This window comes from Clostridium sp. UBA5712 (assembly GCF_002419845.1).
Classification (GTDB): domain Bacteria; phylum Bacillota; class Clostridia; order Clostridiales; family Clostridiaceae; genus Clostridium_J; species Clostridium_J sulfidigenes.
Genome location: NZ_DIGW01000014.1, coordinates 239,540 through 260,720, shown reverse-complemented (window position 1 = coordinate 260,720; position 21,181 = coordinate 239,540). Strand labels below are relative to the sequence as shown.

18 protein-coding genes and 1 riboswitch are annotated in these 21,181 nt (G+C 29.4%); of the genes, 5 read left to right on the top strand and 13 right to left on the bottom strand.

All coding sequences use genetic code 11. The annotated features are described in order from the left end of the window. Nucleotides 1-65: 65 nt before the first annotated feature. Together B3B03_RS12295 and B3B03_RS12290 are read right to left on the bottom strand one after the other, a co-directional pair. Nucleotides 66-1,547 carry a nicotinate phosphoribosyltransferase gene (locus B3B03_RS12295; protein ID WP_346877452.1) on the bottom strand — a complete coding sequence of 494 codons (1,482 nt, stop codon included), beginning with the start codon at nt 1,545-1,547 and terminating at the stop codon, nt 66-68. Nucleotides 1,548-1,706: 159 nt separating this feature from the next. Continuing rightward, nucleotides 1,707-2,162 carry a hypothetical protein gene (locus tag B3B03_RS12290; protein WP_346877451.1) on the bottom strand — a complete coding sequence of 152 codons (456 nt, stop codon included), beginning with the start codon at nt 2,160-2,162 and terminating at the stop codon, nt 1,707-1,709. A gap of 354 nt (nt 2,163-2,516) precedes the next feature. Between B3B03_RS12290 and B3B03_RS12285 the strand changes: the two genes are divergently transcribed. Further along, nucleotides 2,517-3,410, top strand: a complete 894-nt coding sequence (locus B3B03_RS12285) for a D-alanine--D-alanine ligase (protein ID WP_346877450.1) — start codon at nt 2,517-2,519, stop codon at nt 3,408-3,410. A 66-nt stretch (nt 3,411-3,476) separates the two neighbouring features. Here B3B03_RS12285 and B3B03_RS12280 read toward each other — a convergent pair whose 3' ends face one another. From B3B03_RS12280 to B3B03_RS12265, 4 genes are all read right to left on the bottom strand, one after another. Beyond that, complete coding sequence (locus B3B03_RS12280) at nt 3,477-4,166, bottom strand: radical SAM protein (RefSeq protein WP_346877449.1); 690 nt, start codon at nt 4,164-4,166, stop codon at nt 3,477-3,479. A 1-nt stretch (nt 4,167) separates the two neighbouring features. Further along, nucleotides 4,168-4,728, bottom strand: a complete 561-nt coding sequence (locus tag B3B03_RS12275; RefSeq protein WP_346877448.1) for an ECF transporter S component — start codon at nt 4,726-4,728, stop codon at nt 4,168-4,170. Between the two features lie 19 nt (nt 4,729-4,747). Further along, the gene (locus B3B03_RS12270) at nt 4,748-5,728 is read right to left on the bottom strand and encodes a nucleoside hydrolase (RefSeq protein ID WP_346877447.1); all 981 of its coding nucleotides are present in this window, start codon (nt 5,726-5,728) and stop codon (nt 4,748-4,750) included. A 117-nt stretch (nt 5,729-5,845) separates the two neighbouring features. Continuing rightward, nucleotides 5,846-5,890: riboswitch (PreQ1 riboswitch) on the bottom strand. Nucleotides 5,891-5,980: 90 nt separating this feature from the next. Beyond that, on the bottom strand, nt 5,981-6,586 hold the full coding sequence (locus tag B3B03_RS12265) for a DUF445 domain-containing protein (protein WP_346877446.1): 606 nt from the start codon (nt 6,584-6,586) through the stop codon (nt 5,981-5,983). Nucleotides 6,587-6,804: 218 nt separating this feature from the next. On the opposite strand from B3B03_RS12265, the gene B3B03_RS12260 reads away from it, so the two are divergent. Further along, nucleotides 6,805-8,268: a PLP-dependent aminotransferase family protein gene (locus B3B03_RS12260; RefSeq protein WP_346877445.1), complete on the top strand. Its 1,464-nt coding sequence runs from the start codon at nt 6,805-6,807 to the stop codon at nt 8,266-8,268. A gap of 150 nt (nt 8,269-8,418) precedes the next feature. Further along, nucleotides 8,419-9,579, top strand: a complete 1,161-nt coding sequence (alr, locus tag B3B03_RS12255) for an alanine racemase (RefSeq protein ID WP_346877444.1) — start codon at nt 8,419-8,421, stop codon at nt 9,577-9,579. A 94-nt stretch (nt 9,580-9,673) separates the two neighbouring features. Here the strand turns inward: alr and B3B03_RS12250 are convergent, their stop codons facing one another. Next, a complete protein-coding gene (locus B3B03_RS12250; protein ID WP_346877443.1) occupies nt 9,674-10,267 on the bottom strand; it encodes a GNAT family N-acetyltransferase in 594 nt (197 codons plus the stop codon). A 685-nt stretch (nt 10,268-10,952) separates the two neighbouring features. Here B3B03_RS12250 and B3B03_RS12245 point away from each other — a divergent pair. Continuing rightward, on the top strand, nt 10,953-12,500 hold the full coding sequence (locus tag B3B03_RS12245) for an ABC-F family ATP-binding cassette domain-containing protein (RefSeq protein WP_346877442.1): 1,548 nt from the start codon (nt 10,953-10,955) through the stop codon (nt 12,498-12,500). A gap of 49 nt (nt 12,501-12,549) precedes the next feature. On the opposite strand, the gene B3B03_RS12240 is transcribed toward B3B03_RS12245, so the two are convergent. Continuing rightward, nucleotides 12,550-13,443 carry an AraC family transcriptional regulator gene (locus B3B03_RS12240; RefSeq protein ID WP_346877441.1) on the bottom strand — a complete coding sequence of 298 codons (894 nt, stop codon included), beginning with the start codon at nt 13,441-13,443 and terminating at the stop codon, nt 12,550-12,552. Nucleotides 13,444-13,701: 258 nt separating this feature from the next. Then, nucleotides 13,702-15,351 (bottom strand): hydroxylamine reductase, encoded by a 1,650-nt coding sequence (gene hcp / locus B3B03_RS12235; RefSeq protein ID WP_346877440.1) that lies wholly within the window; start codon nt 15,349-15,351, stop codon nt 13,702-13,704. A gap of 485 nt (nt 15,352-15,836) precedes the next feature. Here hcp and B3B03_RS12230 point away from each other — a divergent pair, with 485 nt between their 5' ends. Beyond that, on the top strand, nt 15,837-17,657 hold the full coding sequence (locus B3B03_RS12230; protein ID WP_346877476.1) for a P-loop domain-containing protein: 1,821 nt from the start codon (nt 15,837-15,839) through the stop codon (nt 17,655-17,657). 72 nt (nt 17,658-17,729) lie between these two features. On the opposite strand, the gene B3B03_RS12225 is transcribed toward B3B03_RS12230, so the two are convergent. The 4 genes from B3B03_RS12225 to B3B03_RS12210 form a co-directional block, all read right to left on the bottom strand. Beyond that, nucleotides 17,730-18,419 (bottom strand): Crp/Fnr family transcriptional regulator, encoded by a 690-nt coding sequence (locus tag B3B03_RS12225; protein ID WP_346877439.1) that lies wholly within the window; start codon nt 18,417-18,419, stop codon nt 17,730-17,732. A 146-nt stretch (nt 18,420-18,565) separates the two neighbouring features. After that, complete coding sequence (locus B3B03_RS12220) at nt 18,566-19,237, bottom strand: NUDIX domain-containing protein (RefSeq protein WP_035129446.1); 672 nt, start codon at nt 19,235-19,237, stop codon at nt 18,566-18,568. Nucleotides 19,238-19,252: 15 nt separating this feature from the next. Beyond that, nucleotides 19,253-19,786 (bottom strand): GNAT family N-acetyltransferase, encoded by a 534-nt coding sequence (locus B3B03_RS12215; RefSeq protein ID WP_035129444.1) that lies wholly within the window; start codon nt 19,784-19,786, stop codon nt 19,253-19,255. A 183-nt stretch (nt 19,787-19,969) separates the two neighbouring features. Then, nucleotides 19,970-20,743, bottom strand: a complete 774-nt coding sequence (locus B3B03_RS12210) for a GNAT family N-acetyltransferase (RefSeq protein ID WP_035129442.1) — start codon at nt 20,741-20,743, stop codon at nt 19,970-19,972. Between the last annotated feature and the right edge of the window lie 438 nt (nt 20,744-21,181).

Genomic DNA, 21,181 nt, shown 5'->3' with positions numbered 1-21,181 from the left:
AATGACTATGTGACATTCATATCATATAGTCATTTTTATATTTATATATTAATAATTAACGCTTTCTAAGGATTACTTTCTTCATTGGAATATTTATTAATTAAATCATATTTTAGTGTCCATAGTTCTTCAGATAAATCTACATAGTACTTGTGAGGATTTTTAAGCCTCAAAGACTCCTCCCAGAGGGTTTCAACCTGTCCTTTGCAATACTCTCTAATTTCTTGAATACTAGGACATGAATATACACATTGTCCTTTATCAAAGATTTTCACTTGTAATTCTTTTACATAATAGTCTGTTAAAACAGTTTTCTTCCATGTATGAACAGGGTGAAAAAGAATATATGGCTTACTTTCATCTACAACTTCATCCCTTAAGGTAAGTAAGTCACCTATTGCTTTATTAGTTTTCTTATGATAAAACCTATACAATTTTTTAAAACCAGGATTAGTTACCTTTTCCGGATTTTCACTTAATTTTATTTTAGACTCTAATTTGTTTTCATTTTCTATAGCTACTAACTTATATACTCCTCCAAATACAGGATTAGATTTAGAAGTTATTAGATTTTCTCCCACTCCAAAGATATCTATCTCAGCACCCTGTAGTAACAAGTCACTAATAAGGTATTCATCTAAGGAATTAGATGCAGTTATTTTACAATCTTCCATGCCAGCTTCATCTAACATTTTCCTAGCAGCCTTTGAAAGATAAGCAATATCACCACTATCTAACCTAATTCCCTTTAATCTATTTCCTTTAGGCTCTAATATTTCCTTAGCAACTCTTATTGCATTAGGTATACCACTTTTAAGAGTATTGTAGGTATCCACAAGAAGTACACTGGAAGTTGGATAAACTTCTGCATAAGCTTTAAAAGCTTGGTACTCACTTTGAAAGCTTTGAATCCAACTATGAGCCATGGTTCCTAGAGATGGAATTCCATATAATTCTTCTACCATTGTACATGCAGTTCCAAAACAACCTCCAATATAAGCAGCTCTTGCTCCTAATAATGCTCCATCATAACCTTGAGCTCTTCTAGAACCAAATTCTAAAACATTTCGCCCCTTAGATGCTCTAACAACTCTGCTTGCTTTAGTAGCAATTAAACTTTGATGATTTATAGTTAAAAGTAGCATAGTTTCTATTAATTGACCTTGAGGAATTGGCCCTCTAACAGTTATTATAGGCTCATTTGGAAATACCACCGTGCCCTCTGGAATGGCCCATATATCACATTGAAATTTAAACTCTCCTAAATACGCCAAAAAATCTTCAGAAAATATTCCTCTTTCCCTTAAAAAGCTTATGTCTTCTTCAGTAAAACTTAAAGTATTTATATACTCTATAAATTGTTCTAATCCAGCAATTATTACATATCCCCCATCATCAGGGATCTTTCTAAAAAACATATCAAAATATGCTATTCTATCCTTCATCCCCTTCTTTAGATATCCATTACCCATAGTCAATTGGTAAAAATCCGTTAACATGCTTAAATTTCTCTTTATATTTACGCAATCACATACTATAGTACTCATATGTTAACAAGCTTCCTTTCCTTAGTTTTCCTCTTAACCCTTATTAAATCAAAGACTTATAACTAAAAATAAATATATTATTCTTAGTTATTTCTTAATTCTTGGATTATTATACTAAGGACTATTCTAACAAATTCTTATTTATATTGCCCTAAAGCATTACCCATCTTTTAGTAATACTTTAATCTTGTCCATACTAAAGTCTTCATCTACTATTTTATAATACCTTCTTTTTTGTCCTTTATAACTTATCATAATCTCTTTTTCATTAATCCAAGCTATATCAATTCTTATTGGACCTGTTGAACCCTCTTCCTTATATGAGCCTATAATTGTCATTAAATATTCCCATCCATGATCACTACTTCTATTTTCCTTCATTTTCACATTCTTCATATAATCTATAAATTTCATTGTCTTTTCTTCTTTATATATATTCCATGATTCAGATGAATCAATTCCTCCTTTTAAAGAAAAAAAGGTGACACTAGTACAATTATCCATGTTATACCTATTTATAATAAACTCTTCAAAAGTTCCCTGTTTAGGATAAATGACACATATTATCCCTATTGCTACTATGACTAATATTCCTATAAATATCTTTCTTTTCATTTTTCCTCCTATATAAAATATCGATATATTTTAAACACTTATTTTACCTATCCATAGATAGATTTAGATGTAATTCATGTTTGCTATATAAATTGTTCATACATACACCAACGTCATCCATTATATTCCTATATTGAGAATAATTATACACCATGCGGTACTTATATTCCATATAATTTATAATATAATGTAAACTCATTTATGTACTAGCAATACAAATAAAATGACAATTTTAAAATTTAGCTACCTTCTTAAACCACCCTTATCTAAAATCCATTACTTAATGGTACTTTCTATTTTTTTTCATTGAAATATTATTATAGTATAAGAATATAAATTTGAGGAGATGTATATATGAGAGTAGGCGTATTAATGGGTGGAATTTCCTTTGAGCGAGAAATATCCCTTTTATCTGGAAAAGAAATAATTAAAAACCTAAATAATGATAAATATGAAGTAATTCCTTTGATTATAAACTCTAAAAAAGAAGTAATAGATAAAGTTCGTGATTTAGATTTTGCTTTTTTAGCCTTTCATGGTGAATTTGGAGAAGATGGTACTATTCAAAGTATTTTAGAAAGTTTAGGAATTCCATACTCCGGAAGTAATCCTTTGACTAGTGCCCTTTGCATGAATAAAAAACAATGTAAGCGAATTCTTAAAGCTGAGGGTATCCCTATAGCAAAGGGAATTAATCTATACAAACACGAAGGTGTAAATTTAAAAAAGATAGAAGAATTAAAATACCCTATGATAGTTAAACCTAACAGTGGTGGTTCAAGTATTGGAATTTCTTTAGTTTATAGCCGTGAAGAACTTAGGAATGCTATTTTAGAAGGATTTAAGTATGGTGATGAAATAATTATAGAAGAATATATAAATGGTAGCGAGTACACCGTTCCCCTATTGAATGGTGACACATTACCTATTCTATCTATAATCCATAGAGGAACTTTCTTTGATTATGAATCTAAGTACAATGATACAGATACCTTAGAGGAAGTAGCTATTCTTTCAGAATCCCTTGAAAATGAAATCAATGAAATATCTAAAAAATGTTATAGGCTCTTTGATTGTAAAGCTTACGCAAGAGTAGATATAATGGTAAGTAATGATAAACCCTATGTAATAGAACTAAACACTTTACCTGGTATGACCAAAAATTCTCTATTCCCCAAAAGTGCAAAAGCTGCTAACATGGAATATTCAACTTTACTAGATAAGATTATTGAATTTTCGTTAATATAATAATATACGAGGTGAGTAATTAGCTCACCTCGTATATTCTATCTTTTAATAAGGCAATTCTTAAAATTAATCCCCTACTCCAAAATCTGTATTTTCAAATAACACTTCAATTTTACTAACATCCTTAAGGAAATTATATTCCTTTTCAAACCAACTTATTAATTCTTCATCCCTCTTAATATCCGTAGTATTTTCTGTAAATATATTTATTGTTCCATAATCAAAATGACTTAATACTATATCAATATCTCTTTTAATCATTTCTTTACTTTGTCCTTTTATACCTACCATTAAGCATACTGAGCTAAAATACTTTCTAACTTCCTTATAATCTTTAAATCTAGCATTTTTATTTAACACTAAATTTCTAAAATTATTATCAAAACTTTCAACTCCAATTTTAAAAATAACTTCAATTCCAAAGAAATCTCTCATTTCTTGTAATCTACTTCTATAGCACCAATGGCTTTCTAAGAACATCTTTTTTATATTCTTTTCTATTACTATTTTTCTAATGCTTTCCAAGGTTTCAATAGGTAATTCAAAGCAACTTCCTGAATTAATCACTTCTAAGGTACCATATGTTCCTTTTACTTCCTTTAACACCTTTTTATTTATATCATTGATTTCTGAAGATTTTGTTGAATTATCCTCTATATAATCACAAAATGTGCACTTCCCCCAAACACATGGAAAAGCCTTTAGTAATACTATTTCTCTTTTATTCTTCCCTTTTATTATATTATATCTATCCATACTATTCATACCCAACAATATTACTTTTAATATCTAATGGTAACATTTTAATAATTGTAAAAACTAATCCAAAGCTCACAGCTTTATCTAATAAATCTGTAAAAATCTGAGTAGAAAAAACTGCTGTAATAATACTAATTCCAGAGTTTTTAAGTATTGCAACTAAAATACTTGAACCTGAGGAAGTTATCCCTTGAAAAACAAAGGAAGCAATAACTGCTGCTGTTGCTGAACCTAAAACTGTAACTAATAATATTCTTAAAATCGACTTTAAAACTCCAACCTTCTCACCTTTAAATAACATTCCTGTACCTATCCCCACTACTAATTGTACTGGTAAAAAATAAAATGAAATAGGATCAAAGGTTATACCATTAATAATTGATGATAATCCTCCAACCACAGCTCCACTTACTGGTCCAAACAATATTGAAACTAAAATAGTTCCTATAGTATCAATGTAAATTGGAAGTTTTAATGATAATGCTATAAATCCTCCTACTAAGTTTATAGCTACTGCTAAACCCATAAAAATAATTCCCTTATTCTTTTTACTATTCATATTTCTAACCTTCCTCCTCTTAATTTAGTCCATATTTAGAATTATTTAAAATTGATATTATATCTTCTTTATGTTTTGGAAAAATTCTTGTTAGAAACATTTCCATAAAACCTTTTGAATTTACCTCTGTTAACACTAGACAATTTGGTTTTTCTCTATAAAAATCCCCTTCATCCACCAGTGTCATTCCTATAGCTTTTCCCTCTGTAACTATATCTACAAAATATTCCTTTCCAGAACATAATTCAGGATTAATAAAATATGCTATTGCTAGTGGATCATTAATTACACATCCTAAGGTTCTTTCTTGGTTCCAATGAAAGTCCACATAAAATTTAGTTATCCTTACAATTAGCTCTCCAAGAGGTTCATTAAACTGCCTTATCATCTCAATATAATTGGGAGTTAAAACACATTGTCTAGTAACATCTAATCCCACCATGGTAATATTCCTTTTTAATTCCTTAAAGACTTTTTCTACACCATGAGGGTCAACCCAAAAATTAAACTCTGCTACTTGAGAGCAATTACCAAAGCTCTTAAAAGCTCCTCCCATAATAACTAACTCCTTCATCTTTCTTGTAACTTCACAATCTTTTTCTAAAGCTTTTGCTATATTAGTTAAAGGACCCAATGCGATAATTGTTATATCCTCTGATTTTAACTCATCTAGAATAAAATTTACTGCACCTTCTTTATAGGTTACCTCCTCTACCCTTGGTAAGAAACTTTCTCCAAGTCCATCACTTCCATGGGTATCCTCTGCAGTAATTAATTTTCTTTCCATAGGTTCGCATTCCCCAAGATACACTGGTATATCTAACCTATTTAGTTCTTTAAGTATCTTTAATGCATTTTCTGCCCCTTTTTTTCCATGGACATTCCCCGATACTATAGTTATCCCTTTAACATCTATCTCCTCTGATTTTAGTGCAAGAATTATAGCCAATGAATCATCAATTCCTGGATCACAATCTATTATTACTTTTCTCTTGTCCATCTTTTCTCTTCCTTTCTTAATGAAACCATAAAAAAATGCCTTGAGCTCCATCCCAAGGCATAAAAAATACAACCTAAAAAAGGTCGCACTAAGGGTATAGCACGACCATATAAGTCTTATTCCCTAGTTTTTTATAGAGGGATGGTTACGAACCTCTCCCACAGAATTCTGTGGATTTTTTATTAAATTCTTAATTTAACATATCATATTTTATACCTTATATCAACTGCTTATCTATAATTATGTATATTCTTATTTAAAGAGCATAACCACTAATCCTTGAACTATACCTATTGCAGCTCCTAAGATAAAGCCCAAAACTTCAATATGTTTTAATTCCTTTTTAGCTACATTTATAATAATTCTTTCAAGTTCTTGTAAATCCAACTCATTTATTTTTTCTTCAACCATTTCTTTAATATCTACTTTATCTTTGATATGACTAACAGCTTCACTTTCCATTTCCTTTAAAGCCCCATCAACTTCTTCCTCTATAATGTTATCTATAGGTCCTTGAACCATGATCCTAAAGGGTGCTGGCACAAAATCCATCTTTCCTGCCACTAAATTTCTTATTTTATTTTTGACTAACTGACTAAATATAACCTTATCTTCTTCTGTGATTGCATTTTTTATTATATCATCAATTGACAATAATTCCTTTGCCACCACTTCCCCAATATTTTGTGCTATTTCATTTTTTCTCTTTGGAATTAATCCTATTATCTCTAAATTTATTAATGGAATTTTAATTGGATTAATTGGTCTAAACATAAGCTTTATGGCTAATATGTTTGTTACCCATCCAATAACCCCTCCTACTACTGCTAATAAAAATACAATAACTAAACTATTCATGATGTCCTCCTAAGTATTTCAAAATTTCTATTAATATTCTACAACAATTATTCTTGTTTTTCTATTGAAACTAACTTATTTTTCTAATAAACTATTTTTAAGTGATTCTTTTGTTTGGTTTTGTAAAGATAACCAGTGCAAACTTGAATCTTTTTTACTTTGTATTATTATGATAACTTTTATAGGAATACAATTAATAAAAATAGGTGGTGTTAAATATGATATTTTCTACTCTAATTATTAATAGGGATGAACCTATTTATATGCAACTAGAAACACATATCATTAATGGAATAAAAAAGGGTGAATTAAAAAAAGATAGTAAACTACCTTCCACAAGAGAAGCAAGTAAGCTTTTAAACATAAGTAGAAATTCTGTCATTGCTGCCTATGAAGAACTAGAAAGCAAAGGAATAATAACTACTAAGAGGGGTGTTGGTACCTTTATTTTAATGGAGACTGAAAATACCTGTGAAGAATATAATATTAATTTTATGAATATGATTAGCAATTATGCTGATACCCTTAGAGATCTTGATATTATTAAAAGTGAACTTCCCTATAAAAACAATATGATTTCTTTTAAATCTATTGCCCCTGAACCTAGTCTTTTTAATATGGATGACTTTAAAAGAGCTCTCTTAGATGCTTGGACTTATGAGGAAGAAAACCTATTAAACTATGGATATGCTAAGGGATATGCCCCTTTAATCCAATATTTTCTTCAGTATATGGAGGAAAAAAGAGTTAATACTGAAGGTAGAGATATATTAATCACTAACGGTTTTACTGAAGCCTTTGATATTATTATAGGTTCTTTAACTAAAAAAGGAGATATAATACTTTGTGAAGAACCTACCCATAATACAGCATTAAAAATTATGAAAGCCCATGAAATTGAAGTTATCCAGGTAAAAATGAATGAAGAAGGTATGGATTTAGAAGATTTACAAATGAAGCTTGAAAAGTATAATCCTAAATTTGGATATATAATCCCTTCTTATAATAATCCTACAGGTATTGTAACCAAAACCAAACGAAGAAAAGAAATTTATAATCTTTTTAGACAGTACTCTGTACCTATAATTGAAGATGGATTTAATGAAGAGCTTCTATACTCTAGCTCTCCCATCGATCCCATAGCATCATTAAGTGGCATGGGCAATAGTATAATCTATATTGGCAGTCTTTCTAAAATACTCTTTCCAGGCCTTAGAATTGGATGGATTTTAGCTAGTAAAGATTTAATTGATGTTTTAGAAAGTGTAAAAAGAGGTAGAACCATTCACTGTTCTTTCCTTGATCAAGCTTCCTTTTACTATTACTTAAAAAGTGGAGCCTTTAGTAGGTATGTAAAAAATGTAAGAAAATATTATAGAGATAAGTATAATCTGGTTATGGAAATGATAAATGAATACATCCCTTATGAATATGTTACTGGAGAAGGTGGCCTTCATATATTTATTAAGCTTAAAAATAATATAGATGCAAGACAACTTCTAGATATATGTTATAAGGATAATGTACTATTTATGCCTGGTGATATCTTTTATATAAATAGTGGCAAAGGCAAAGACTGCTTTAGAATCGGCTTTGGTAGAGTAAGTGATGAAGATATCAAAGTAGGAATAAAAATAATTGGTGATAATATAAAAAAACTAAGTAAACCACCTTATCAATAAATCCTGTACTAACTGGTTCTTGTGATTTAATGTAATTATACTAAAATAATAGTATAAGGTAAGTTTCACTTGATATAACGAAGTAAATTCTTAATGAATATAACTAAAATAGCTTACTAGAAATAATGAAAGAAATTACGAGGTGTAACAATGGAAAAAATAATGAGACCTGTATGGGCAGAGATAAATTTAGATACAATAGCCACTAACACAAAAAATATAAAAAAATTAGTCGGAGATAAAGAGCTCATTGCTATCGTAAAAGCAGATTGCTATGGACATGGAGCTGTAGATGTTGTTCCTACCCTTTTAGAAAATGGAGCCTCTAGACTCGCTGTAGCAATGCTGACAGAAGCCATAGAGCTTAGAGAAAATAATATTAATGCTCCTATAGTAATTTTAGGATATACTCCTTTATACTTAGGCGAAGATCTAATAAATTATGATATTGAGCAAACAGTATATGATTTAGATTATGCAAAGGAACTATCAAAAATAGCCTTAAACTTTAATAAAAAAGTTAAAATCCATATTGCCATAGATACTGGTATGGGTAGAATAGGATTTCTCCCTGGTGATGATACCGTTAAAACTATAAATGAAGTTTATAACTTAGAAGGTTTAGAAGTGATTGGAATATATTCCCACTTCTCCACCTCTGATGAAAAAGACAAATCCTATGCCAATGAACAACTTTTTAAATTTAAAAAGGTTATGGCGGATTTAAAAGCTCTTGGAATTGAAATTCCGTTAAAACATATTTCTAATAGTGGAGCAATTATAGATATGCCTGAAACTTATTTAAATGGCGTGAGACCAGGCATTATACTTTATGGTTATTACCCTTCTAAAGAAGTTTCTAAGGATAACCTTTCAGTAAAACCAGCTCTAACTTTGAAAGCAAAGGTAGCCCATGTAAAAGAATTGCATAAGGATATGTATATAAGTTATGGTAAAACCTTTAAAACCAATAAAAAAACTATTGTAGCTACACTACCAATAGGCTATGGAGATGGTTATCCTAGAGCATTAAGTGAAAATGCTAAGGTAATTGTAAATGGTAAATTTGCTAGTATTCTAGGTAGAATTTGTATGGATCAGTGTATGATTGATGTAACAGACATAGAAAATATAAAGACTGGTGATGAAGTTATTATTTTAGGTGGAGAAGGAGACTTAAAATTTAATGCTGATGATATGGCAGAAGCCTTAGGCACAATAAACTACGAAATTCTTTGCAGAATTAAATCCAGAATTCCTAGAGTATATATTAAGAATAAAGAAGTATTTAAAGTTAGAAACAATATATAATGAAAAAAGTCTTGTCATTTCTAAATGACAAGACTTTTTTTCATAGGTAATATATATCATGGACATTTAGTCCTTGTAATTTACATATATAACATTAAACCATTTTTACCATTCTATATAAATATTGAGAAAAATACTTTTCTTCTTTTTCAAATTTATAATCTAAGTTTTCATAGAACTTTCTTACTTTCTCATCCTTAGCTAGCAGTGAACAACCTTTATATCCTTTTTCTTTAGCTACCTTTTCTGCTAACTTCATTAGTTCTTTTCCTATTCCAAGACCTCTAACTTTTTTAGTAGTTGCTAAGTTTGCTATATAAAGCTCTTTATCTCCACCCTCTTTTAAGTACATTCCTAAAATAAGGTCCTTTATAAATTTTATTTTTCCTTTAATTCCTTTTATCATATGAAGTAATTCAAAACTAGTTTTTGTATCTAAATGAGATATTTCTTCACTGTTTAAAAGAATTATAGCTCCACAGGTCTTTCCATTTAGTTCTGCTACCTTTATATTTAAATATGAATATCTAGATTCCTGACTTAATACTAGCCATTGAATCCTATTTAAAATCTCCTCTTTAGTGCCCTGGCCCCAAATATGATCTGGTGTTTCCTCAGTATCATATATAAGACCAGCGATAATGGGGGCATCCACCTCCGTTGCATCTCTTAATGCTAAGTTTTTCATAATTATCCCTCTTTCATGAAATTTTTATTTAAATTTCTTAATTCTATTATATTATTATTAGAAACATTAATTAAGGCTTTAGATCCGCAGTATTTAGTACTTTTATGCTATTATTGAATTCTTACTAATTTATACAATTGTCCTATTAGTACTTATTAATGCCTACAATAAGTATTTTCTATAATATCTACTTCTCACTTCATTCTCTTAATTACAAACTCTTTACTAGGATTAGTATGAAGGCATGTTTAAAAGTAAAAGTTATTTTATTACTGTATTTACTTTTTCAACTACTATGGTATAATATTTATGTATATATGTAATAATAAATATATTGAATATTATTATATTTAAAATAAATTAATGCAAAGAAAGAGGTTGAGTCGAATTGTGTAAAATGGTAGTTCTTGTAAGTGTTTTAGGTTAATAACGGGATAACTGCGCCCTTTTTTACCTAAGCATTTGAATAGAATTATCTTTTACAGGATAAGACTCTTTTTTCATACTCTAAATCATATAAAATTTAAATTAGTATCACTACACTATTATTTTGTTATAGCTAATATGAGAACTAATTTTTTACTCTACTATGATTTAGAATATAATTTTCATTGCATTAATTTACATGAATTTTAAGGAAAGAGCAAAGCCTCTTTCCTTTTTTATTTTACGGAGGTATAAAGACATGAGTATATTAAATATTGAAAATATAAGCTTTAGTTTTGGAGATAAAACTATTTTTAAAAATATGTCCCTTAGACTACTAAAGGGCGAACACGCTGGTCTTGTTGGAGTTAATGGTGCTGGTAAGACTACCCTGTTTAACATCTTAACTGAAAAATTAATCTGCGATGAAGGTACTTTTACTAAAGCTTCTTCCTGTAAGATTGGATATCTTAAACAAAATTCTGATATAAATGAAAACTTAACCATAAAAGAAGTTTTAAGGGAAGCCTATAGAAATCTTTATGAATTAGAAGAAAAGATCTTACTCATAAGTAATAAGTTAGCTACCGGAGATGTAGATGACTATGATAAATTAATCAATAAATTAGGTCATCTTCAAGATAGGCTGGATTCTAGTGAGTTTTATAATATTGAAAAGCATATTGAAACTATGTGTAAAGGGCTTGGTATAACTGCCCTTGGTATGAATACTCCCTTTAAAAATTTAAGTGGAGGTCAAAAAACTAAGGTTATGCTAGCAAAACTACTTCTTGAAGCTCCTGATATATTACTTTTAGATGAGCCTACTAATTATCTAGATAAAGAGCATATAGAGTGGTTATCTAAATATCTACATGACTATGAAAATGCTTTTGTGGTCATATCCCACGACACTAGCTTTTTAAACAATATTACAAATGTAATTTTTAATCTAGAGTTTTCCTCTATAAAAAGGTATATGGGAAATTATGATAACTTCTTAAAACTACAAGATGAGGAAAGAAAAAGATATATAGCTGAATATACTGCTCAACAAAAGGAAATTCAAAAGCTTCAGAACTTTATTGATAAAAATAAAGTTCGTGCTTCTACTGCAAAAATGGCTAAGGGTAGACAAAAGGCTCTTGATAAAATTGAAAAACTAGAAAAACCAAAAATAATTTCACCTAAACCTCGTTTTTCCTTTAATTTTAAAAGAACCTCTGCTTCCCTTGTGATGAAAAGCTCTAGTCTAGCCATTGGCTACAGCTACCCACTTATAAAAAATCTTGATCTTACTTTAAAAAGAGGTGAAAAAATTGCCATTACAGGTTGCAATGGCATAGGTAAATCCACATTTTTAAAGACCATAATGGGAGTAATACCTCCAATAGATGGTGATATAAAACTTGGAGATTATCTGTACCCAGCTTACTTTGAGCAACAGGTTCATGGTTCAGACCATACTCCTCTTGAGGAAGTTTGGGATTGTTTTCCAAAAAAATCTCAGAGCGAAATAAGAGCAGCCCTTGGTCGTTGTGGTATTAAAAATGAGCATATGAACCAAAAACTAAAAACTTTAAGTGGCGGAGAACAATCAAAGGTTAGACTTTGTAAACTTACCTTAACTCCAACAAATTGGCTTTTACTTGATGAGCCAACTAACCATTTAGATGCTATCTCTAAGGCTGAACTAAAAAAAGCTCTTATTGATTTTAAGGGTACTCTCCTTTTAGTTTGCCATGAAGTTGATTTCTATAAAGATTTAGCAACTCAGGTTTGGAATATGGAAGAGCTTTTAGTATAATTAGTAAGGATCAGCTATAAATTTATAGCTGATCCTTATTTATATATCCTTATTCAGTTTTAGACTCCACTCTAATCCAAGATTCACAATACCCTTTGCCACTCTCTTTTTCATAATACATTTCTAAATCATAACCTTCTAATTTATTATAAGTTGATGTAGGTAACCATTCAGTATGTGCCCTCTTATTTAAATCTTGAAAAGCAGTACTAACATCATCAATATCATATTCCTCCGAAGTAAAAATCGCCCAAGTAGCTGATGGAATCTCTACTATTTTATAACCTGTGGTATCACTTTTATCACTCTTTAAAGCACATATCATATATGGAAAAGTAGTACCACCAGTTTGTCTATATTCGCATATTGCATTTACTGGACATAATTCCCCTTGATTATTTAAATTACCTGTAGATTCAGCTAATTTGTCACATTCTCCATTACTTAATACTTCATCCCAAAAATTGGGTATCTCTCTTAAATTCTCATCATAATTCGTGTCAAATATTTTTTCAATGCCATAAACTTGAAAAGCTTCTCTTGTTTCAATTCTATACTTCATTTCACTTACTCCTTTAATAGAAATTTGAAAGGATATACGTGGATATGCTTTTAGACTTATTCCCTTATTTCTTGCTGTTGTAGGAGTTATGCCATGCAGATTCTGAAATGCGCGGGTAAAAGCCTCTGGTGATTCATACCCATACTTTAGTGCAATATCGATAACCTTCATAGAGCTGTTTTGCAGTTCAAAAGCTGCCATAGTCATCCTTCTACGTCTAACATACTCTACCATTGAAATGTCAGTAATAAAAGAAAACATTCTTTGAAAGTGATGCACTGAATACCCAATTTCATTAGCTACTTTCTCATAATCAATTCTATTAGTTATATTACTTTCCATATACTCAATGGCTCTATTCATTTTATCTAAAAGTTCCATATTTATCCCTCCTTTAATAAAAGTATATCAAGTTATAAAGCATTAAACCTTGCAGTTCTTGTCCTCTTCTGCAAGATTATTTAACTTAAATTATATATTACACTAGAATATATTTCTATATTATTATTTCACTTATATAGATTAATTTATATACAAAAATAAAGGTATTAACTTAATATATAAAGTCAATACCCTTATTTTCACTGAAATATTTATATGTTAAGGATAAATATATTAGGGGTAAATTAGGGGCATATATTATCCTAAAAACATTTCTAAATCTTCATCCACAGTTCCTATGCCTGCAATCCCAAAAGTTTCTACTAATACTTTTGCTACATTTGGTGATAAGAATCCTGGAAGTGTTGGTCCTAGATGAATATTTTTTACTCCTAAATAAAGTAATGCTAGAAGTACTATTACAGCTTTTTGCTCATACCACGCTATGTTATAAGCTATAGGAAGTTCATTTACATCATTTAGTTCAAATATTTCTTTTAATTTTAAAGCTATTACAGCTAATGAATAAGAATCATTACACTGTCCTGCATCTAAAACCCTTGGAATTCCACCTATATCGCCAAGATTTAATTTATTATAACGATATTTAGCACATCCTGCAGTTAATATTACTGTATCTTTTGGTAATTTTTCTGCAAACTCTGTATAATAATTTCTTGATTTCATTCTTCCATCACAACCAGCCATAACAAAGAACTTCTTAATGGCACCAGATTTAACAGCTTCTACTACCTTATCTGCTAAAGCAAATACTTGTGCATGAGCAAAACCGCCTACAATTTTACCCTTTTCAATTTCTTTAGGTGATGGTAATTTTTTAGCATGTTCTATAATTTCACTAAAGTCTTTAGCTTTTCCATCTTCTCTATCTTTAATATATTTAAATCCTGGATATCCAGTAGCACCTGTAGTATAAACTCTATCTGCATAACTTTCCTTTGGTGGTACTATACAATTTGTTGTAAACAGTATTGGCCCATTAAAAGGTTCAAATTCTTCATTTTGTTTCCACCAAGCATTACCATAGTTACCTACAAAATTAGAATATTTCTTAAAGAATGGATAATAGTGAGCTGGTAACATTTCACCATGAGTATAAACATCTACACCTGTATCTTTTGTTTGTTCTAAAAGCTCTTCTAAATCCTTTAAATCATGTCCTGATATCAATATAGCAGGATTATTTCTAACTCCTATATTTACTTCAGTAATTTCCGGATTTCCATAAGTACCTGTATTGGCAGCATCTAGCATTGCCATAGTATCCACACCAAATTTACCTGTTTCTAAAGTAAGGGCAACTAGTTCATCTGCACTTAATGTATTATCTAATGTAGCTACTAATGCCTTTACCATAAAATCATAAACTTCTTCATTTTCTTTTCCTAAATTTAATGCATGTTCAGCATATGCTGCCATACCTTTTACACCATAAATAATTAATTCTCTAAGAGAACGTACATCTTCATTTTCAGTAGCTAATATTCCAACTTCAATAGCCTTTGATTTTTCTAAAAGTTCTAAATCACCTTCTACTACAAAAGTAGCAGCATCATGTAATTCTCCTAAATTTATTCCTTTATCCAGTAATTCTTTCTTAACTTCTTCTCTAAGTTCTATAGCTTCCTTTATTTTTTCAACAAATGCAGAATCATCAAAATTAGCATTTGTAATAGTCATAAATAGTCCACTTACTATAAAATGATTAGCCTTAGGAAATCTTATACCTTTCTCTAATCCTTTTTGTTGAAAAATAGCAATTCCCTTTAGTGAATAAATCATTAGATCTTGTAAGTTAGCAACCTTATCTGTCTTTCCACATACACCTCTTATTTTACACCCTGTCCCTTTAGCAGTTTCTTGACATTGATAACAAAACATACCCATCTAAAAACCTCCTTTAAAATTTTGTTTTAATTGGTTTTTTAAATCTATATTAATATAATATGTAATTTAACACTTAATTTCGGTATCTCCGGATACCACTATTAGAAATTTACAAAATTTAGTGATTATTTATAACATTGTAAATTTAAGTTCTGTTAAAGAATGATATTGAAAGGATTATTGACATTTTCTTAATTAACTGTTAATATATACTTATTAATTAAGAAAGTGAGGTTGACAATATGACAATTAATATTAAATTAAAAATGATAATTTCAGATCATGTTTTGTCTACCTATATAAGAACTTTCTAACATAAACGTAGACTATTGTTTGAGGTAATTTCTCATTGATTAAAACACTTCTGATTTTATCAGAGGTGTTTTATTTTTTCTTAATATGATTGTCATTTATTTTTACAATTAAAGTGGATGGCTTACCTTCCGAATTGTCGTTGAATAAAATAATTTATATTATTGAAAGAGGTGTTACCTATAGATCGTTTAAAGAAAATATTATTAGAAATTGATGATTGCAATGTATCCTATTACCGTAAAATTTACGAGGATAACGCTCATATTATGTCTCGTAAATTAGGCTGTACTCCACAGGCAAGCAGCTTTAAAAGAAAAGAAGCTTTGCAGTCACTTGTTAAAGGACCTTATTATTACCATAAGGATATAGAATTTAAATTTGATGTTACTCATAAACTTTTACTTGAAAAGCCGACTATAACAATTAAAATTCCATTGTCCCATTTAAATCTTAAAAATGCAAATTCCTATTCAGCATTTGAAAAATTAGCTATTGAAGACTATTGCCTTAGAAAACTTAGTTATTATATAAACTTGAAAAATGAAGAATATTATAGTCGTACCAAGGAAGCAAAAATTACAGGAATGCTATATATTTATAATCCAGGTCAAGAAGTACTAACCCGTAATTGCTCCTTTTTTAAAGATTATGATTATTTATGTATAATGATTCAGGCCCTACTGCCTGTATATAAAGATAAAGAAAAGAAGTTAACCATCAATGGAAAGAAATCCATTAAAATGATGACCAAGGATTTGCCACAAATACTTGATGACTTTATAGATAATTTTGATAATGAAACCTTAGATAACTGGCTTGAAACAGCTTCAATTCAAGAGCAAATTCGTAAGTTCTTGAGTGAAAACTCTTACTGCTCCTTTGTAGCTAATGGAAGTATTTTACCGCGATTAAAAGGAACAGAACTTCCACAAGAAAACTCCTTACCATTTATAAGTCCTATAGAGGATGAAGTAAAAATTAACCTTAATGATGGTAGCTCAATTATAGGTATGGGAGTTAAAAAGGGAGTAACTATTATCACTGGCGGAGGATATTCTGGAAAAAGCACATTGCTGGATGCTATATCTGTAGGAGTCTATAATCATGTTCCTGGAGATGGACGTGAATTTGTAATAACAGACGAAACTGCTATAAATATATCAGCAGAAGATGGTAGGTCAATCCAAAATCTAGACTTATCACCTTTCATAAAATCTCTATCTATGGTGGATGTAAAATCATTCTCAACTGATCGTGCAAGTGGAAGCACATCACAAGCTGCTAACATTATAGAAGCTATTAATTATGGGTCAAAGTTATTTTTAATTGATGAAGATAGAAGTGCTACAAACTTTATGATAAAGGATTCTAGAATGAAGCAACTTATAAAAAAAGAACCTATAACTCCATTTACTGATAGGATATGTCAAATGTACCAAGAAACTGGAGCTTCAACCATACTAGTTATTGGTGGTAGCAGTGAATATCTTGAAATTGCTGATAATGTAATCCTTATGGAAGACTTTGTTGCATATAACGTAGCAGAAGAAGCAAAACTAATGTGCTTTAATTCTAAAGAGCTTGCTGTTGATGAAACCTTAGAACCTGTGAATTGGTATCATAATCGTAAATTAAGTAGTAATAGCTTTACTCCTTATCCTAATGAACAAAGCTCTGAAAAATTTGATGTCATAGAAAAAGAATATATTCTTATAGGTGATGAGAAAATTGATTTACGTATGCTACCTGGAATAACATCACATGCTCAACTAAATGCATTAGCATATATATTGAGATTTATAGAAATTAGATCAACCTCAGAAACCACTCATATTGAGAAGGCTATTTCTGAAGCATATAACCAAATTGAATCTAAGGGCTTAGACTCAATTTTCCCAAATATTTTCTTAACTGAACGTTGGCTTGAATTACCTAGGAAAATAGAATTAGCTGCAGCAATAAATCGTATGAGAACTGTTGAATTTTTATAATTTCAGAATACACAAAGGGGCTTTCTCAAAATAGATAAATCTATTTTGATAAAGCCCCTCTTAAATAACTCTTTATCCTAGGCATTCCTTTAAACTTTTCAGATCAATTATTCGAAAGGAGCTTCTGTGAAAATCTATAATTCCTTCTTCCTTCATATTTATTAATTCTCTTGAAAGAGAAGGTCTAGATACTAGTATATATTCAGCTAATTCATTTCTCTTTAAAGGTATATCAAAGGTAAGACTATTATTAATATTATATTGCTGAATCAAATATGTGCTAATTTTTTTTCTTATACTTTTTAATGAAAGAATTTCTACCTTTTCATTTAAACTAAGAGCTTTTTTAGCTACTATTTGTAACATATTCTGTATTAAATTTTTATGTCCCTCACAGGCTTTATTGCACACTCCTACAATCTTATCTGGATGTAAAAATAGGATAGTGCAATCAGTATACGCCTCTACAGTTGAAAGCCATCCATCCTTAGAAAAAGCATCTATTTCTCCAAATAAATCTCCTCTTTTTACTCTTGACATCATAACTCTATCACCATCTAAAGTTTCCTTACTAACACTTACTTCACCCTCTAAAACTACTCCTATCCCAGTTAATTTATCTTTTTCAATAGTTATTATATCTCTTTTTTTATAGTTTTTTATGCTAGACTTTAAACAACTTAATACACTTTTAAGTTCTTCTTTTTCAATATCTTTAAATAACTCAATGCTCAATAACTGATTAATCCATTTTTCATCCATAAGACTTCACCATTCCTTACTAATCCTTTATTTCTTCATTTTGTAATATAATATCACATAGCACTATAAATTGCTGTAATAAGTGTTACAAGACAAAGATTTTTTTCCTCATTTGCTTAACAATTTTAAAATATAAGTTTATTAGTTTACCTAAGATTATTTAGCTTGTTAATAGCTAAATTAATCATCTTTTCATGGTCAAAAGCTAATAAGTCTGTATTTTCCATTGAAGGTTTTATATATACTTCTCTGCTTCTACTACTTCCTTTTTTAACACCCTTTTCTAATACTAAATATTCTATTTTTATTTTTCTTTCATCATTATAAAAAATTAGTCTATAGGTACCTTCTTCCTGACTAGAATATAAAAAATTTTTTTCAACTCTAAACCAAGCCACCTCTGCTGCATCATCTCCAGCCTTAGGTTTTAATTTATCATAATCTACTAATGCAACATATGAAACACTTATAATCCTATCCCGTGGATCTCTTTCTACGTTTCCAAAGGTATATAGTTGCTCTAGAAAAACATCATCCACATTGGTTTCTTCTTTCAATTCCCTAAGAGCTGCCGCCTCTATGTCTTCATCCATATTCACAAACCCTCCAGGAATTGCCCAATTACCTATACAAGGATGATCTTTTCTCTTCACTAATAATATTTGTAGTTGATTTTTTTCTTCATGCACCTTTTTCTCAGTAAATATTAAAGTATCCACTGTCACTGCAGGCTTCTTATATTTCTCCGGATTATATCTTTCCAAAAATTTTTCCAAGGTCTCACCTCTAGAATTTACTTTTTCTCTTTGAGTTGTCATAATTTATTTTTAGGCTCATTGCCTAAAAGTCACCTCCTTTAATTGTTCAATTTCTTTTACATAACGATACTCTTTTAGCTCCTTACCAATATTAATTTCCTTTACTGTTCCATCATGATAAAAACCAATTTTCTCATAAAATCTCCTAGCTCTAATATTTTCTTCAAGAACCCATAAAGTTATCTCCTTATAGCTTCTTTTTCTTAATTCATTCATTCCCCACCGAATTAATTCTGAGCCTACTCCCATGCTCCAATACTGAGGCAATAAATATATACCCCATATTTCTCCACTTAATTCCTTCTTATCATCATCTCTACATTTACCTATACATATTAATCCAATAGGTACATCTTCTTTAAATATAATGGCATCCTCTTCCCATTTTTCTGATAGAGCCTTCTTAAAATATATTTCTCTTTTACTAGAAGTTATATTATCTAAAATTTCATTTGGAACAATACCTCTATAGGCACTTTTCCATGACTTAGAATGAATTTCTCCTAGTATCTTTGCATCATCAATAGTAGCATAGCGGATATTATACATAAATATTCTCCTAACTATTTAAAATTTTTCATAGATAACTATTTAAAATTTCTCCTATTTAACTATTTACCTATGAAACTAGTTAAATAGTTAAATAGTTGTTCTATTCATGCGGGTTTCAAGAATTTTGCTATTTAAAAGTACATGTGCTAAAGGTTCATTAATTTTTAAAATAAGCCTTATCTATAATTTTCTTCTTAAAATATGCCAAATATCATTTCCTTGAAATCCACATTTACGATACATCCTTTGCGGGTTTGTCTTATTATCAATTTTTCCTGATACAGTAACAAATTTAGATTTTTCTTTAAGTATCAATAATAAAAAATTTACAAGAGCAACCCCTATTCCATACCCCCTATATTGAGGCAGTACTTGTATCCATTCCAAGGAACCTTCCATAATATCTTCATCACATTCAGCTATACCTAAAGCAATAGGTATTTCTTTTATATTATCCACCACCAAAACCCATAGACTATTATCAAAGACTTTTTCTTTAGTCCACTCTAAAACTTCCTCAGGAGTTACTCTAATATCTGTATAACATTTGCAAATTATATCTGATACTATATCCACTTCTCTTGGTATATTCACAGTCTGAAATGAGAATCTTCTATCTAATTCTTCCTTATGAACATTTTTGAGATTATGAATAAGTTTAAAATACTTTTCGTCTATAAAATCTAATGTATTAAATTTATCAATAAAGTTATCATGCAAAATCATCATTTCATAGTTGTCTTTAATTTTAGGATATATACTATATTCACTACTAGACCAATAGGTATGAAGCATAGATTCATTTTCTATAATAAGATATACAACTTCATTATTATTAACTTTAATTTCCTTTTTAAAATAAGAAGTCATCTTTACAGTTTTCCATAACGCCGTTGGCTGAAATAAGCAGGGATTTTCTAAGTACTTTTCTCTTAAAACAACTTCAAAATTCAAATTACCCCCCCCCAATGTAATTATCACTTTAAACCGACCTTTAAATCATAAATAAAAGCCTTATCAAACTCAATCGACTTTTCTATACTTATTATTTTATTCTGTATATTTTGATCATCCACCCTTAAGTACCTCTCTTTACCATAAAACATCTATTTAAATTATATATCATAATAAAATATGTTGTTATAATATTCTTTATTTTACATAAATATTTTTTGTGTATAAAGATACTTTATACAATTTTATTTTAAGTTTTTTAAAACCTATATAATTCCTTAATTTTATATTTTTCTTATTAAAATACTTCATTAAAATTACAATATTTTAATGAAGCTATAAAATTTATTTATTATTTATTTATACCAATAACTCAAAATAATTATAAAATAAGACAATCTCCTATATACAGAAGATTGTCTCTTAAATTTACAGTGA

Bases quoted from the DNA above. Each gene is read 5' to 3' on its own strand.
- B3B03_RS12295 (WP_346877452.1), bottom strand. From the start codon at position 1,547: ATGAGTACTATAGTATGTGATTGCGTAAATATAAAGAGAAATTTAAGC.
- B3B03_RS12290 (WP_346877451.1), bottom strand. From the start codon at position 2,162: ATGAAAAGAAAGATATTTATAGGAATATTAGTCATAGTAGCAATAGGG.
- B3B03_RS12285 (WP_346877450.1), top strand. From the start codon at position 2,517: ATGAGAGTAGGCGTATTAATGGGTGGAATTTCCTTTGAGCGAGAAATA.
- B3B03_RS12280 (WP_346877449.1), bottom strand. From the start codon at position 4,166: ATGGATAGATATAATATAATAAAAGGGAAGAATAAAAGAGAAATAGTA.
- B3B03_RS12275 (WP_346877448.1), bottom strand. From the start codon at position 4,728: ATGAATAGTAAAAAGAATAAGGGAATTATTTTTATGGGTTTAGCAGTA.
- B3B03_RS12270 (WP_346877447.1), bottom strand. From the start codon at position 5,728: ATGGACAAGAGAAAAGTAATAATAGATTGTGATCCAGGAATTGATGAT.
- B3B03_RS12265 (WP_346877446.1), bottom strand. From the start codon at position 6,586: ATGAATAGTTTAGTTATTGTATTTTTATTAGCAGTAGTAGGAGGGGTT.
- B3B03_RS12260 (WP_346877445.1), top strand. From the start codon at position 6,805: ATGATATTTTCTACTCTAATTATTAATAGGGATGAACCTATTTATATG.
- alr (WP_346877444.1), top strand. From the start codon at position 8,419: ATGGAAAAAATAATGAGACCTGTATGGGCAGAGATAAATTTAGATACA.
- B3B03_RS12250 (WP_346877443.1), bottom strand. From the start codon at position 10,267: ATGAAAAACTTAGCATTAAGAGATGCAACGGAGGTGGATGCCCCCATT.
- B3B03_RS12245 (WP_346877442.1), top strand. From the start codon at position 10,953: ATGAGTATATTAAATATTGAAAATATAAGCTTTAGTTTTGGAGATAAA.
- B3B03_RS12240 (WP_346877441.1), bottom strand. From the start codon at position 13,443: ATGGAACTTTTAGATAAAATGAATAGAGCCATTGAGTATATGGAAAGT.
- hcp (WP_346877440.1), bottom strand. From the start codon at position 15,351: ATGGGTATGTTTTGTTATCAATGTCAAGAAACTGCTAAAGGGACAGGG.
- B3B03_RS12225 (WP_346877439.1), bottom strand. From the start codon at position 18,419: ATGGATGAAAAATGGATTAATCAGTTATTGAGCATTGAGTTATTTAAA.
- B3B03_RS12220 (WP_035129446.1), bottom strand. From the start codon at position 19,237: ATGACAACTCAAAGAGAAAAAGTAAATTCTAGAGGTGAGACCTTGGAA.
- B3B03_RS12215 (WP_035129444.1), bottom strand. From the start codon at position 19,786: ATGTATAATATCCGCTATGCTACTATTGATGATGCAAAGATACTAGGA.